The organism is Kitasatospora sp. NPDC004614, from assembly GCF_042873675.1.
GTDB lineage: Bacteria > Actinomycetota > Actinomycetes > Streptomycetales > Streptomycetaceae > Kitasatospora.
In genome coordinates this window covers 90,126-104,383 of sequence record NZ_JBIALR010000014.1, presented here as the reverse complement: position 1 = coordinate 104,383, position 14,258 = coordinate 90,126, and the positions used below count along the sequence as shown (strand labels likewise).

13 protein-coding genes are annotated in these 14,258 nt (G+C 72.2%); 7 read left to right on the top strand and 6 right to left on the bottom strand.

The window, feature by feature from the left end; all coding sequences use genetic code 11:
* Window positions 1-14: 14 nt before the first annotated feature.
* Both ACFYST_RS25825 and ACFYST_RS25820 read right to left on the bottom strand, forming a co-directional pair.
* Window positions 15-2,447: an HAD-IC family P-type ATPase gene (locus ACFYST_RS25825; RefSeq protein WP_387638570.1), complete on the bottom strand. Its 2,433-nt coding sequence runs from the start codon at window positions 2,445-2,447 to the stop codon at window positions 15-17.
* Between the two features lie 72 nt (window positions 2,448-2,519).
* Window positions 2,520-2,795 carry a DUF2530 domain-containing protein gene (locus ACFYST_RS25820; protein ID WP_387638567.1) on the bottom strand — a complete coding sequence of 92 codons (276 nt, stop codon included), beginning with the start codon at window positions 2,793-2,795 and terminating at the stop codon, window positions 2,520-2,522.
* Between the two features lie 204 nt (window positions 2,796-2,999).
* On the opposite strand from ACFYST_RS25820, the gene ACFYST_RS25815 reads away from it, so the two are divergent.
* Both ACFYST_RS25815 and ACFYST_RS25810 read left to right on the top strand, forming a co-directional pair.
* Complete coding sequence (locus tag ACFYST_RS25815) at window positions 3,000-4,460, top strand: NCS2 family permease (protein WP_387638565.1); 1,461 nt, start codon at window positions 3,000-3,002, stop codon at window positions 4,458-4,460.
* A 122-nt stretch (window positions 4,461-4,582) separates the two neighbouring features.
* A complete protein-coding gene (locus ACFYST_RS25810; protein ID WP_387638562.1) occupies window positions 4,583-4,882 on the top strand; it encodes a type II toxin-antitoxin system VapB family antitoxin in 300 nt (99 codons plus the stop codon).
* Here ACFYST_RS25810 and ACFYST_RS25805 read toward each other — a convergent pair.
* Both ACFYST_RS25805 and ACFYST_RS25800 read right to left on the bottom strand, forming a co-directional pair.
* Window positions 4,766-6,076 carry a diaminopimelate decarboxylase gene (locus ACFYST_RS25805; RefSeq protein ID WP_387865774.1) on the bottom strand — a complete coding sequence of 437 codons (1,311 nt, stop codon included), beginning with the start codon at window positions 6,074-6,076 and terminating at the stop codon, window positions 4,766-4,768. The genes ACFYST_RS25810 and ACFYST_RS25805 overlap by 117 nt on opposite strands.
* Before the next feature lie 280 nt (window positions 6,077-6,356).
* The gene (locus ACFYST_RS25800; RefSeq protein WP_387865771.1) at window positions 6,357-7,988 is read right to left on the bottom strand and encodes a helix-turn-helix domain-containing protein; all 1,632 of its coding nucleotides are present in this window, start codon (window positions 7,986-7,988) and stop codon (window positions 6,357-6,359) included.
* 218 nt (window positions 7,989-8,206) lie between these two features.
* Between ACFYST_RS25800 and aspS the strand changes: the two genes are divergently transcribed.
* Window positions 8,207-9,523, top strand: a complete 1,317-nt coding sequence (gene aspS, locus ACFYST_RS25795; RefSeq protein ID WP_387865769.1) for an aspartate--tRNA(Asn) ligase — start codon at window positions 8,207-8,209, stop codon at window positions 9,521-9,523.
* Window positions 9,524-9,573: 50 nt separating this feature from the next.
* On the opposite strand, the gene ACFYST_RS25790 is transcribed toward aspS, so the two are convergent.
* Window positions 9,574-10,059 carry a hypothetical protein gene (locus ACFYST_RS25790; protein ID WP_387865767.1) on the bottom strand — a complete coding sequence of 162 codons (486 nt, stop codon included), beginning with the start codon at window positions 10,057-10,059 and terminating at the stop codon, window positions 9,574-9,576.
* A gap of 183 nt (window positions 10,060-10,242) precedes the next feature.
* Here ACFYST_RS25790 and ACFYST_RS25785 point away from each other — a divergent pair, with 183 nt between their 5' ends.
* The 3 genes from ACFYST_RS25785 to ACFYST_RS25775 all read left to right on the top strand — a co-directional run bounded on the left by ACFYST_RS25785 (window position 10,243) and on the right by ACFYST_RS25775 (window position 12,989).
* Window positions 10,243-10,788, top strand: a complete 546-nt coding sequence (locus ACFYST_RS25785; RefSeq protein WP_387638551.1) for an FHA domain-containing protein — start codon at window positions 10,243-10,245, stop codon at window positions 10,786-10,788.
* Between the two features lie 73 nt (window positions 10,789-10,861).
* Window positions 10,862-11,296, top strand: coding sequence for a MarR family winged helix-turn-helix transcriptional regulator (locus ACFYST_RS25780; RefSeq protein ID WP_387638549.1), 435 nt, complete (start codon window positions 10,862-10,864; stop codon window positions 11,294-11,296).
* 418 nt (window positions 11,297-11,714) lie between these two features.
* Entirely contained in the window at window positions 11,715-12,989 is a 1,275-nt protein-coding gene (locus ACFYST_RS25775) for an MFS transporter (protein WP_387638900.1), read from the top strand.
* Here ACFYST_RS25775 and ACFYST_RS25770 read toward each other — a convergent pair.
* Complete coding sequence (locus ACFYST_RS25770; protein ID WP_387865764.1) at window positions 12,986-13,516, bottom strand: GNAT family N-acetyltransferase; 531 nt, start codon at window positions 13,514-13,516, stop codon at window positions 12,986-12,988. The two genes, ACFYST_RS25775 and ACFYST_RS25770, sit on opposite strands and share 4 nt — an antisense overlap.
* A gap of 52 nt (window positions 13,517-13,568) precedes the next feature.
* Here ACFYST_RS25770 and thpR point away from each other — a divergent pair, with 52 nt between their 5' ends.
* Window positions 13,569-14,105, top strand: a complete 537-nt coding sequence (gene thpR, locus ACFYST_RS25765) for an RNA 2',3'-cyclic phosphodiesterase (RefSeq protein ID WP_387865762.1) — start codon at window positions 13,569-13,571, stop codon at window positions 14,103-14,105.
* Window positions 14,106-14,258: the final 153 nt, after the last annotated feature.

Sequence of the window (14,258 nt, the reverse complement as noted above, 5' to 3'; positions counted from 1 at the left end):
CCCCGGGAGGAGGCCTACGCCGCGTGGGCCTCCTCCTTCTTCTCGACGTTCTTCTCGACGAACACCCGCGAGGTGATCTCCAGCAGACACCCGGCGACCGCCGCGATCGCGACGCCGATCAGGGGGTCGCGCCAGCCGACCAGCTGGAGCTGGAAGAAGTCGGACAGCCACGGCACTACCAGCACCAGCGCGAACGCGCCGGACATGGCGCCGATCAGCAGCAGCCGCCACCAGGTGTAGGGGCGGGCGACGATCGCCAGCACCCAGATCGCGGAGATGAACAGCGTCAGGGTGGCGACCGAGGTGTCCGCCTTCAGCTCGGTGGCGTGGTCGGCGCGGGCCAGCGCGTAGGCGACGAACGTGGCGGTGCCGCAGATGATGCCGCCCGGGATCGCCAGCCGCAGCACCCGTCGCACGAACCCGGTCCGGGCCCGCTCGTTGTTCGGGGCCAGGGCCAGGAAGAACGCCGGGATGCCGATGGTCAGCGAGGACAGCACCGTCGAGTGCCGGGGCAGGAACGGGTACGGGACCTGGGTGAACACCACCAGCAGTGCCAGCAGCACCGAGTAGACGGTCTTCACCAGGAACAGCCCGGCCACCCGCTCGATGTTGCCGATCACCCGGCGGCCCTCGGCGACCACCGACGGCAGGGTGGCGAACCGGTCGTCCAGCAGCACGATCTGCGCGACCGCCCGGGTCGCGTCCGAGCCGGTGCCCATCGCCACGCCGATGTCGGCGTCCTTCAGCGCCAGCACGTCGTTCACGCCGTCGCCGGTCATCGCGACCGTGTGGCCCTTCGACTGCAACGCGCCGACCAGCGCCCGCTTCTGCTGCGGGGTGACCCGGCCGAACACCGCGGTGCGCTCGGCGACCTCGGCCAGCTGCTCGGGGTCGGTGGGCAGCTTGCGGGCGTCCGTCGCGGTCTCCGCGCCGGGCAGGCCCAGGTGGGCGGCGACCGCGCCGACCGAGACCGCGCTGTCGCCGGAGATCACCTTCGCCCGGACGTCCTGCGAGCGGAAGTAGCGCAGGGTGTCCGCGGCGTCCTCGCGCACCCGCTGCTGGAGCACCAGCAGGGCGAGCGGCTCCAGCTGGGCTGCCGGGTCGGGGTCGTCCAGCGGCAGCGGGCTGCGGCCCAGCAGCAGCACCCGCAGGCCCTTCGCGCCGAGCTCGTCGACCTCGGCCAGCGCCGGATGCCCGGTCGGCAGCAGCACGTCGGGGGCGCCCAGCAGCCAGCTGCCCTCGGTGCCGCCCGGCTCCAGCAGCTGCACGCCGCTCCACTTGCGGGCCGAGGAGAACGGGATCGCCTCCAGCAGCCGCCAGCGGCCCTCCTCCGGCGGCCCGTACGCGTCGATGACGGCCCGCATGCTCGGGTTCGGGCGGGTGTCGGCCGCGCCGATCGCGCCGAGCGCCTCGGCGATCCGGGCCTTGTCGGCGGCGCCGATCGGGCGCAGGTCGATCAGGTCCATGCCGCCCTCGGTGAGGGTGCCGGTCTTGTCCAGGCAGACCGTGTCGACCCGGGCCAGGCCCTCGATCGCGGGCAGCTCCTGCACCAGGCACTGCTTGCGGCCCAGCCGGATCACGCCGATCGCGAAGGCCACCGAGGTCAGCAGCACCAGGCCCTCCGGGACCATCGGCACGATGCCGGCCACCATCCGGCGGACGGCCTCCTGCCAGTCGTGGCGCTGCACCGCGAGCTGGCTGATGATCAGGCCCAGCGCGGTCGGGATCAGCAGGTACGTGATGATCCGCAGGATCTGGTCGATGCCGGTGCGCAGCTCCGACTTGACCAGCGTGAACTTGCTGGCTTCCTCGGCGAGCTTGGCGGCGTACGCCTCCCGGCCGACCTTGGTCGCGGTGAACGCGCCCGCGCCGGCCACCACGAACGAGCCCGACATCACGTGGTCGCCCGGGTGCTTGTGCACTGGGTCCGGCTCGCCGGTCAGCAGCGACTCGTCGATCTCCAGGCCGTCCGCCTCGGTGACCGTGCCGTCCACCACGACCTTGTCGCCGACGCCGAGCAGCACGGTGTCGTCCAGCACGATCTCGCTGGTGGCGACCTGGACGGCCGCGCCTTCGCGACGCACCTGCGGGCGGGCCTCGCCGATCAGTGCCAGGCTGTCCAGGGTCTTCTTGGCGCGCAGCTCCTGCACGATGCCGATCGCCGTGTTGGCGACGATGACCAGGCCGAACAGGCCGTCCTGGATCGGGCCGACCACCAGGATGATGCCGAACATCACGCCGATGATCGCGTTGAACCGGGTGAACACATTGGCCCGGACGATCTCCCGCACCGAGCGGCTGGAACGCGCCGGCACGTCGTTGACCTGCCCGCGGGCGACCCGCTCCGCCACCTCGGCCGCCGTCAGGCCGGGTCGGTACGACCCGCCCGCGCCGGAGGGGTGCGCGCCGGGGCTCGCAGGGGCGGTGCCTTCCGCTGGGTGCGTCATGGCACCGACTCTAGGTGGGCGATTTGGGCGCTGCGCCGTGCCTCGGCCGTTTCGTGCCGGACGAGTGGAGCGTCACACCTTCTGGTCGGAGTTCTCCGCCGCCTCGGCGGCACGGGCGCGGCGGATCGCGTCCCGGCGGGCCCGGCAGTACTTCAGGCCGATCAGGCCGAGCAGGCCGCCGGACAGGCAGATCCACGGCCAGCTGCCGTGGTCGTGGTCGGACAGCCAGCCCTGGAACGGCAGCAGCACCACGAAACCGACGAACCACAGCACCGTGCCGGCGCCGACAATGGCGACGTCGTTCGCCTCGAGCGGCGGGGGAGCGGAGCGCAGCGCGGTCTTGGGCATGCGCCTAGCCTACGGGGCGGGCCAGGGCGGGCGGCGGGGTCCGGCGGGTGCGCCGCTGTTTCGTATTCGACCGATGCTGATCGCAAGAGGGTTGCGGGGGGATCGTAAGGGCCTCGCTCTACGCGCGAAGATGGCGCGTCCACGACGGGGATCGCCATACTGAAACTCCCCCCACCCTTGCCTCACCCGATCGAGGACGCCCGAATGTCTCAGGCCCAGTCGACCACCGCGTCGCCCGAGCCCGCCCAGCCTGCGCCGCAGCCCTCGTCCGGCGCGCTGGATCGTTACTTCAGAATCTCCGAGCGCGGCTCCACGCTGCCCCGCGAGATCCGCGGTGGTGTCGCCACGTTCTTCACCATGGCGTACATCCTGGTGCTCAACCCGATCATCCTGGCCTCGGCCACGGACATGAACGGCACCCACCTCAACAGCGCCCAGCTGGTCACCGCGACCGCGCTCACCGCCGGTCTGACCACCCTGCTGATGGGCGTCATCGGCAACGTTCCGATCGGTCTCGCCGCGGGCCTGGGCGTCAACACCATCGTGGCGCTCCAGCTCGCCCCCAAGATGACCTGGCCCGACGCCATGGGCATGGTGGTGCTGGCCGGTATCGCGATCATGCTGCTGGTCGCCACCGGCCTGCGCGAGCGCGTCATGAACGCCGTCCCGCTCGGGCTGCGCAAGGCCATCGCCATCGGCATCGGCCTGTTCATCGCGCTGGTCGGCCTGGTCGACTCCGGCTTCGTCTCCCGCATCCCGGACGCCGCCCACACCACCGTCCCGCTGCAGCTCGGCGTCGGCGGCCACCTGCACGGCTGGCCGGTCCTGATCTTCATCATCGGCCTGCTGCTCACCATGGCGCTGGTCGTGCGCAAGGTTCCCGGCGCGATCCTGATCTCGATCGCCGTGATGACCGCCGCCGCGGTGATCATCCAGCAGTTCGCGAACCTCGCCCCCGAGCACTGGGGCCTCACCGTCCCGGCCTGGCCCGGCAACCCCGTCGCCACCCCCGACTTCGGTCTGGTCGGCCAGGTCAGCCTGTTCGGCGGCTTCTCCAAGGTCGGCGTGCTGACCGGCATCCTGTTCGTCTTCACCGTGCTGATGAGCTGCTTCTTCGATGCGATGGGCACCATCCTCGGCGTCGCCGACGAGGCCCACCTGCTCGACGAGAAGGGCGACCTGCCCGGCATCAACAAGGTCCTGATGATCGACGGCATCGCGACCGCCGCCGGTGGCGCGACCTCGTCCTCCGCGAACACCTGCTTCGTCGAGTCCACCGCCGGCGTCGGCGAGGGCGCCCGCACCGGCTTCGCGTCCGTCGTCACCGGCGCGCTCTTCATGATCGCGCTCTTCCTCACCCCGCTGGCGACCATGGTCCCCGCCCAGGCCGCCACGCCCGCGCTGGTCACCGTCGGTTTCCTGATCCTGGCGAACTCGATCAAGGACATCGACTGGACCGACTACACCATCGCGATGCCGGCCTTCCTCACCATCGCGATGATGCCGTTCACCTACTCGATCACCAACGGCATCGGCTTCGGCTTCATCGCCTTCTGCCTCCTCCGCGTGGTCGCCGGCCGGGCCCGCACCGTCCCGATCCCGATGTACGCGGTTGCCGCGGTCTTCGCGTTCTACTACCTGATGCCGGCCCTCGGCCTGCTCTGACCTCAGGTCGTACGACGGCCCTTCCCCGCGAATCTTGCGGGGGAGGGCCGTTGTCGTTCTCGGTGTGGGGACGAGGAGGATCTCTCTATCGTGGTGTGGACGGTCCGGCGGAGGGACGATCCATGACGCGCACGGTCATCGACCTCGACGACGCCCTTCTCGCGGAGGCGCAGCAGCTCTTCGGAACGACCACCAAGGTCGCCACGGTCAATGCGGCGCTACTGGAGGCCGTGAAGCGGGCCAGGCGGACAGAACTTGCCGACGCTATTGCCAGCGGGGAGTTCGACCTCCTGGATGCGGACCGGTCAGGCGGTGGTGCGGGTGACCAGGTCGTCGATGGTTTGGGCGGGGCGGAGGGTTTCGAAGTGGATGGTGCCCGAGGCGTCGGTGCGGGCGCCGTACACGGGGGGTTCGGGGAGTGAGTTGTAGCTGAAGTGGTGGGAGGCGTAGTAGGCGCCGGTGTCGAGGAGGCAGACCAGGTCGCCGGGTTCGAGGAGGGGGAGGGGGCGGTTGCGGGCGACCAGGTCGCCGGCGAAGCAGCAGGGGCCGGCGATGTCCTGCGGGACGGTCTCGCCGTGCTTGGCGGCGCCGGACGGGGTGTGGGCGGTGAGGCGCAGGGGCCAGCTGTCGGGCATGAAGACGGTGCGGGTGGCGACCTGGGCGCCGGCATGGCCGACGGCGATGGCGCGGCCGCCGGCCTGCTTGGTGTATTCGATGTAGGAGGCGGTGAAGCCGGCCTTGGCGAGCACGGAGCGGCCGAATTCGGTGACGAGCCGGTAGCCGCCGTCGAAGAGCGCGGGGGCGTGCCGGCGCAGCTCGTCGACGTAGGTGTCCCAGCCGGGGGTGATCCGGTCGTCGGTGAAGTTGACGGGGAGGCCGCCGCCGAGGTCGATGCCGGTGATCTGGCGGCGGCCGAGCTCGCGGTTGACGCGTTCGGCGAAGTCGACGGTCGCGCCGACGCCGGCGGCCATCAGGGAGAGGCCGATGCCCTGCGAGCCGATGTGGCAGTGCAGCCAGGTCAGCCAGGGGCGGGCGCGGAAGGCGTCGATCAGGCGTTCCGCGTTGCCGGGGTCGGCGAGCGGGATGCCGAACTTGGAAGTGGCGGTCGCGGTGCTCATCGCCGCGATGCTGCCGCCGCCGACCTGCGGGTTGACCCGGACGCCGATCCGGGAGGTGGTGGGGCGGCGGGCGAGCAGGTCGTCGACGCGGGTGAGTTCCTGCCAGTTGTCGATGTTGACGGCGACGCCGAGGTCGAGCGCGAGGGTCAGCTCGCGGCGGGTCTTGGCGGGGGAGTCGAGTACGATCCGGTCCGGCGCGAAGCCGGCCGCCAGGGCCTGTGCGAATTCGCCGGGGCTGGCGACCTCGCAGCCCATGCCGAGGCCGCGGAGTCGGCGCAGTACCGGTCCGAGCGGGTTGGCCTTGGCGGCGAAGGCGTGCAGCACGTCGAGCCGGGCGGGGAACGCGGCGTGCAGGGCGGCGACGGTCTCGGTGACGGCGTCGAGGTCGAGGAAGGCGGCGAGCGGGGCGTCCTCCGGGTCGAGCAGGCCGTGCTGGACGGCCGCGCGGAGGACGAGTTCACGGCGTTCGGCGCCGATCAGGGGCTGGTGGTCGGTCATGGGGCACGCTCCGCGCGAGGTCGGCAGGAAGGGGGGCCGGGCCCGGTCGTGGTTCCGGGCCGTGGCTCCAGCGTGCGGTTCGGGGTGCCTTGGTGTCTGTGCCCGCCGCGCCGGGTTTCGGCGGGTGCGGCAGGGCGCGTGCACCGCCGGAGGCGCCCGTTCGGGTGAGGCCGGTGCGGGGCGGCGGTTCGGGCGGGCCGGGGGTGCGCGGGCGGACGGGCGGCGGGCGGGCGGAGGGCGGAGTGGTGTCCGGGCACCGGTTCGCCGGCCCGATGTGGTGTCAGGGCGTGGTGGGGTGGTCCAGCAGCCGGAGTTGGAGGTGGGCGAGCAGGCGGGCGTCGGAGTTGGAGACGTCCAGGCCGGAGATCTTCAGGACCTTGTTGTGGAACCGGTTGGCGAAGGTGGTGCGGGCCACGCCCAGGGTGTCGGCGGCGCGGCCGAGTTCGCGTGAGTGGTCGAGGTAGGCGCGCAGGGCGTCCAGTGGGGTGCGGTCGCCCTTCTGCTCGGCGTGCTCGACCAGCCGGGAGACCGAGGTGCGGACGGGGAGCGGCAGGTCGCGCAGGGCTTCGACGATGTGTCGCAGGGCGACCGCGTCGGCGACCTGGTCGACGGTGGCGCTGTTGAGCTCGCCCCGGCCGAACAGCAGCCCGCTGAGGGCGAGTTCGGCGGATTCGCGGGAGCGGGAGGCGTGGTCGAGGCGGTCCTGGACCGGGCCGAGGCCGACCAGGACGCGGGTCTTCAGGTGGGCGGACAGGTCGGCGGTCAGCCGGCGGCCGTAGTCGGCGACCTGGAGTTCGGCGGTGGGCAGGTCGGCGGCGAGGCCGGCCAGCAGGATCAGCACGCCGCGTTCGCCGGGGAGCAGCAGGGAGCTGCGGCCGGGGCCGGTGGGGTGCCAGCCGGCGTGCCGGGCGAGCCGGACCCGCAGGTCGTCGTCGAGGGGGCCGGTGACGCCGACGGCGAGGACGGCGCAGTGGGTGTCGGCGGGCAGGCCGCTGTGCCGGGCGAGCAGGGTGCCGGAGCCCCGGCCGTCCAGGACGGCGCGGGTGGCTTCGGTGAGCAGTTCGCTGCGGCCGTGGTGCCGGGAGTGGTGGTGCAACAGGTGGGCGGCGGCCAGTCGGGCGGCGACCCGCAGGGCTTCGACGGCGCTGTCCTGGAGGGTGTGTCCGTTCAGTGCGGCGACCCAGATCGAGCCGAGGCGTTCGCCGCCGGCCTGGACCGCCACCGCCATCCGTTCCGGGATGTCGCCGGCGGCGCGGCGGTGCAACACCTGTTCGGTGGACCAGAGTTCTTTGAAGAAGCCGTCCTCGGTCATCGCCCGGCGGCGTTCCTCGGGGACCTGGCCGGTGGAGATGGTGAGGATCCGGATCGGGTCGAGGGCGGCGCTCTCCGCGTAGTGCGCGAGGACCCGGGAGTCCGGGTCCTCGATGGTCACGGCGCCCTGTACCTGGACGGCGATCAGGCGGGCCAGTCCGCCGAGGTCGCCGAGCGGCACGTTGGCGCTGTCGGGGACGGGGCCGATCGCGGCGGCGGCTTCCAGGGTGCCGATCAGCCGCGGCCAGTTCATCCACGCGGCGCGGAACAGCAGTGCCGTACCGGCCTGTTCGGCGAGCGCCCGCAGCTCCTGCTTGCGGTCGAGGTGGCGGGCCTCGCGCAGCACCACGCCCGCCGCGCCGGCCGCTCCGGCCGTGCGCAGCAGGTCCTCGGCCTCGGTGCTGTGCGAGTCGAGGCCGGCGGCGACCACCAGGTCGCCCCGGCCGATCGGCCGGTCGAGCGGGTCGTGCACCACCAGCTGCCGGACGGTCGTCTGCGCCCGGGGCAGTGCCGCCACCTCGATCCGGGAGCCGACCAGGTCGATCAGCCCTTCCAGGGTCTGCGGCCGCACCATCGGCCGGTCCCACGCGTCCTCGCCCATCGGACGACCTCCCCAGCTGCGCGTATCGCCGTTCGGCCTTCAACTCCCCCTGGATTCAGCCGAGTCGGGCCATTCTAGGTCGCTCTGGCGTCGGCGGTGCGGAAAACCGGAAGCTCCGCAGGTGGGCGGGCCGCTAGTGTGGGCGCGTCCTAGGGCGGCTGTTTACCGCTCTCTTCGTGGCGCGAACAACGCGCCCGCAACCCAGGGAGTTGCTGATCATGGTACGTACCCTCGTCGGCGAGCTGCCGTCCGCACTGGACGGGACAGTGACGGTCAAGGGGTGGGTGAACACGCTGCGACTGCAGAGCAGGATGCAGTTCGTGGTGGTGCGGGACCACACCGGCATGGTGCAGGTGACCCACCGGCGCGGGGGTGACGGAGACCAACTCGACGAGATCCTGCGGGGGTTGACGCCGGAGTCGGCGGTGGAGATCACCGGCAAGGTGGTCGCCAACCCGGTGGTGAAGCTCGGCGGGCTGGAGATCCTGCCGGAGCGGATCGAGGTGGTATCGGCCGCCGAACCGGGCCTGCCGATCACCGCGGAGACCGGCCCGGAACAGCGCCTGAACTGGCGTTTCCTGGACTTGCGGCGCCCCGAGCGGCGGCTGGTGTTCGAGGTGCAGACCACCGTCGAGCAGGCGATGCGGGAGGTCGCCGCCGAGGAGGGCTTCACCGAGCTGCACACGCCGAAACTGATGGGCACGGCCTCCGAGTCGGGTGCCGAGGTGTTCAAGGTCGGGTACTTCGACCGGACGGCGTACCTCGCGCAGTCGCCGCAGTTCTACAAGCAGATGGCGATCGCCAGTGGTATCGACCGGGTCTTCGAGATCGGCCCGGTGTTCCGTGCGGAGCCTTCGTTCACCTCCCGGCACGCCACCGAATTCACCGGCGTGGACGTCGAGTTGGCCTGGATCGACAGCGTCGAGGACGTGATGTCCTTCCAGGAGCGGATGCTGCACCGGGTGCTGGCCCGGGTCGCCGAACGGCACGGCGAACAGATCGAGCAGCACGGGGACACCCGCGTCGTGGTGCCCGAACTCCCCTTCCCCCGGCTGACGATGGCCGAGGCCACGGCGAAGCTCCGGGCCGCCGGCTGGGACCAGGAGGGCGTGCGGGAGGACCTCGACCCGGAGGGCGAGCGGCTGCTCAGCGCGCTGGTGGCCGAGGAGAGCGGGCACGAGTTCGTGTTCGTCACCCGATTCCCGGCCTCGGTGCGGCCGTTCTACCACCACCGGCCCGCCGACGACCCGACCGTCACCGAGTCCTACGACCTGCTGTGGAAGGGCGTGGAGATCACCACCGGCGCCCAGCGCGAGCACCGGCACGGCCAACTCGTCGCGCAGGCGCGGGAGAAGGGCATGGACGCGAGCCCCGAAGGCCCGCTCGGCCGCTACCTGGACTGCTTCCGCTACGGGATGCCCCCGCACGGCGGCTTCGGCCTGGGCCTCGGCCGGGTGCTGATGCTGGCCCTCGGGCTGTCCTCGATCCGGGACGCGGTCTTCCTGTTCCGTGGGCCGAACCGGCTGGAGCCGTAAGGCAGTTCAACTTCCGGTGCGGGCCGAACCGGTTGGAGCCGTAAGGCAGTTCAACTTCCGGTGCGGGCCGACCCGGCCGGCCAGAGCACGTACACCGGCACCCCGGCGGCCCGGGCGGTGGCGACCATGTCGGCCGTCCCGCCCGGGCCGTTGCCCGGCCCGCCGTCCCAGACCGCGACCAACTCGTCTGTAAGCGCGAGCAGTTCGGTGTTGGCGGCGACGTAGGCGGCGTCGTCGAGCACGGCCGCGGGTAGCACCAGCACCCGATCGGCGGCGGCGCGCAGCCGGGCGAAGTCGGCTGCGGCGGCCGCGGGTTGCGGGCCGGGGTAGGACGGGCTCGGCAGCACGGCGACCAGGCGGCCGCCGCGGGCCAGTACGGCGTCCGCGAACAGCGTGTCCGCGCCCGGGGCGAGGCACGACAGCCCCGTCAACTCTCCAGCGGGGTAAGGCGCGAGGAGCGCGTCGAGGGCGGCGCGCACCGCGCGGGTGGTGGTCGGGGTGAGGTCCATGTGCCCGGTCACGGCGATCACGGCCATGTCGGCGCTCCCTCGTGCGGCGGATCGTGCTGCACCGGATCCTGCCAGGGCTTCGTTGCCGGGCCGGCGAGTTGACGGGGATTTCGCCGAATGGCGCACGGTGGGGGCGCAGTTGAGGACTGCGCAGATCAGGGGTGCGCCGCACGCTGGACAGCCGCGCCCCACCCGGCCGACAATCGCGCCATGAGCGCTCAGGAGTTCGGCACCGAGCTGGCCCGCCCCTCGCAGGGCGAGCGGGACAGCGCGCTGGAAGTGCTGCGGGACGGCGTCGGCAGCGGTCGGCTCTCCCACGACACCTTCATCCGCCGGATGGAACTGGTCCTCACCGCCCGCAGTCGCGCCGAACTCGCCGAGGTGGTCGGCGATCTGCGCACCTACGGCCCGGTCTCCCGGCTGCTGCTGCGCACCGTCGCCAAGGTCTCCTCGCTCAACGTCCGGCTGCGGCAGACCTGGCAGGCCGAGCAGCTCACCCGGCTCCAGCTCCCCGCCCCGGCCGTCGGCCGCCTGCTGATCGGCCGGATGACCGGCTCCGGCCTGCGCCTCGGCGACGCGACGGTCTCCCGCCGGCACGCCGAGCTGCGCTTCGAGGGCGGCGACTGGGTGCTCTACGACCTCGGCTCCAGCAACGGCACCTTCGTCAACGACCGCCGCCTGGCCGGCGGCACCGTCGTCCGCCCCGGCGACCGCCTGCGCTTCGGTCGGCTGGGCTTCCAGCTCAGCGCGGACTGAGTCTGCCGGGCCTCGGGCAGGGTTGATCGAAATCCAATTTTCTTTAGCTTTGGTAATGACGTAGGCTAAGGACATGCCCGAGATGTCCGAGGACGACCTGGTGGCGATCAGCCAGCTGAGGTCGTCCGCGATGCGTTTGGCCCGACGGTTGCGACACCAACGGGTCGAGGAGTCGCTGAGCCCCACCGAAATGGGGGTGCTCGGCACGCTTGCCCGCTGTGGCAAAGCGACGCCCGGTGAGCTGGCGCGCAAGGAGCACGTCCAGCCGCCCTCCATGACCAGGATCATCGCGATGCTGGAGGAGAAGGGCCTGGTGCGGCGCGAGCCGCACCCCGAGGACCGCCGGCAGGTGGTGGTCAGCAGTACCGAACAGGCAGAGCAGATCCTCAACGAGTCCCGCAGGCGGCGCAACGCCTGGCTGGCGGAGCTCGCCCACGGCCTCGACGAGGAGGAGTGGGAGCGGCTGAGAGATGCCGCGCCCGTGCTCTACAAACTGGCCCACCTGTAAGCGTTTTCAGACCGACTCGGACCGCCTCAGGGCAAACGAAGGGGCTAACCGCATCACCGCAACAACCACCAGTGCCACACACCGCGCCGCGGCCGTCGAAACGGCCGCGGCGCGTCGAGGGGAGACAACTGTGACACCGCCGGCCGCCCGCGCCGCCGCGATCCGCACCGCGACCATCCGCACCGACCTCCGAACCGACCCCCGACGCATCAGTGCCCGCCCCGCCGGGCAGCGCACCGACGAACCGTTCGCCGACGAGACGGCCGCAAACGAACCCGCGCCCACCGGCGCCCCCGCCGCGCAGAGCCAGGCACCCGCCCCCACGGGCCTGCCGGGCAGCGGCGACGACGACCCCGAGGAACGCACCGCGGCGGAGATCCCCGCCGCTTCGCCGGGCCGGTTCACCCGCCCGGGAGGGATGTTCTCGTCCCTGCGCATCCGCAACTACCGGTACTACTTCGCCGGTCAGGTCGTCTCGAACACCGGCACCTGGATGCAGCGCATCGCCCAGGACTGGCTGGTCCTCAGCCTCACCGGCAGCCCCTTCGCGGTCGGCATCACCACCGCCATGCAGTTCCTGCCCATGCTGCTGCTCGGCCTGTGGGGCGGCGTCCTCGCCGACCGGCTGCCCAAGCGCCGCCTGCTGATCGCCACCCAGGGCGCGATGGGCCTGCTCGCCGCCGGCCTCGCCCTGCTCACCATCACCGGCACCGTCACGCCCGTCGTGGTCTACCTGTTCGCGCTGCTGCTCGGCCTGGTCACGGTGGTCGACAACCCGACCCGGCAGGCCTTCGTCAGCGAGATGGTGCCCCCGCGCGACCTCGCCAACGCCGTCAGCCTGAACGCCGCCAACTTCCAGACCGCCCGGCTGGTCGGCCCCGCCGTGGCCGGTGCGCTGATCGCCGCGGTCGGCAGCGGCTGGGCGTTCGCCGTCAACGCGCTGTCCTTCGCCGCGGTCATCGGCGGCCTGCTCGCCATGCGCAGCAGCGAACTGCGCCCCGTCGAGCGGATCGCCCGCGAACGCGGACAGCTCCGCGAAGGACTGCGCTACGTCCGGGAACGCCCCGAACTGCTGTGGCCGATGGTGCTGGCCGGCTTCATCGGCACCTTCGGGTTCAACTTCCCGACCCTGCTCTCCGGCTTCGCCCGCGACACCTTCCACGTCGGCGCGGGCGCGTACGGCCTGCTCAACACCGCGATGGCGGTCGGCTCGCTGGCCGGCGCACTGCTCGCCGCACGGCGCGGCGCGCCCCGGCTGCGCCGCCTGGTCTTCGCGGCGCTGGCGTTCGGCGCACTGGAGATCATGGCCGCGTTCGCGCCCGGCTACTGGACGTTCGCGCTGCTGCTCACCCTGATCGGCATCTTCGGCCTGACCTTCAACACCTCGGTCAACTCGGCGCTCCAGCTCGGCACCGACCCCGAGATGCGCGGCCGGGTCATGGGCCTGCTGGTCCTGGTCTTCACCGGCGGCACCCCGATCGGCGCCCCGCTGGTCGGCTGGATCACCGCCGAGTACGGCCCCCGCCTCGGCCTGCTCGCCTGCGGCCTGGTCTCCGCCGCGGCCGCCGGCGTGGTCGCCCTGGTGCTCGGCCGGATCAGCGGCCTGCGGCTCAGGTTCGACCTGCACCCGGTGCGGACCCGCGGGCGGGTGTTCTCGGTGGTGCAGAAGAGCGACCTGGCGACTGCCTGCTAGTCGCGCGGGACGCGCTGTTCCAGCACCTGGCCCGGCCACGGGCCGGCCGGCTGGTCGAGGGTGAACGTGGCGGTCCGGGTGAACCCGAGCCGCTCGTACTGCTCGACCAGCCGGCCGTCGCCGCCCGCGTAGCAGTCCACCCGCAGCAGGTCGATGCCGCGGCCCCGGGCCTCCCGCAGCGCGTCCGCAATCAGCGCGGAACCGATGCCGGAACCACTGTGCACGCGGTCGGTGACCAGCCAGCGCACGTACAACTCCCGCTCCGGCACCGGCGGCGCGTACGACGGCGCATCCTCCGAGAGGACGCTGATGCCCAGCGCGTCGCCCCCGCCCGCGGCCCGCTCGGCGACCCGCACCAACTGCTCGCGGCACGCCTGCTCGGCCCGCGCCACCGACTCCGGACGCTGCGACCACGGCACCGACCCCCACTGCCCGGTACGGCCCTGCGCGGTCAGCCAGGCGACCGCGCCATCGATGAGGGAGAGCAGAGCGGGAGCGGAGTCGGGACCTCCGGTGCGGATGCGCATGGCCTCCTTTCTATCCGGTGGCGGCCGTCGGGCGGTAGGGCACGATGGCGGAATGAGGCTCTTCGTCGCCGTGAACCCGCCGGCCCGCGCCATCCAGGAACTCGTCGACGCGACATCTGCTCTTCGAGAGCTTCCCGGGGCGGACCGGCTGCGCTGGAGCGAGACGGCCGGGTGGCACCTCACCCTGGCCTTCCTGGGGGACGTTCCGGCGGACGAAGTGCCTTCGCTGTGCCAGAAGTTGGCGGTCGTCGCGGCTGAGCACCCCCGCCACCGCCTGCGGCTGGCCGGCGGTGGGACCTTCGGGGACCGGGTGCTCTGGTGCGGCGTTCAGGGCGGGACGGCTGCCCTGCGACGACTCGCGGACGCGGTCCGCGACGCGCTCGACGTCACGGACGACCATCCGTTCCACCCGCACCTCACTCTCGCCCGCAGCCGTTTCAGGGCGGGCGGGATGCGGGCGATGGCAGACGCGATCAATCACTTCCGGGGGGCGGAGTGGGAGGCCGGGCGGGTCCACCTGATGCGCAGCGAGACGGGGTTCGGGCCCGCGAGGTACACCGAGGTCGAGAGCTGGCGGCTGCGGGGTTAGAGGCGCGGGGAGACTTGCGCGAGCTGGCGGGCGACCGATCAGGGGCGCTGGGGGTACCCCCAGCGAAGCGAGGGGGCGGAACTGCGCGACAAGCGCAAGGCCCGTCCGCAAGCTCGCGATCAAGTGCAGGTCATTGTCCTGCGTCGCGATCTT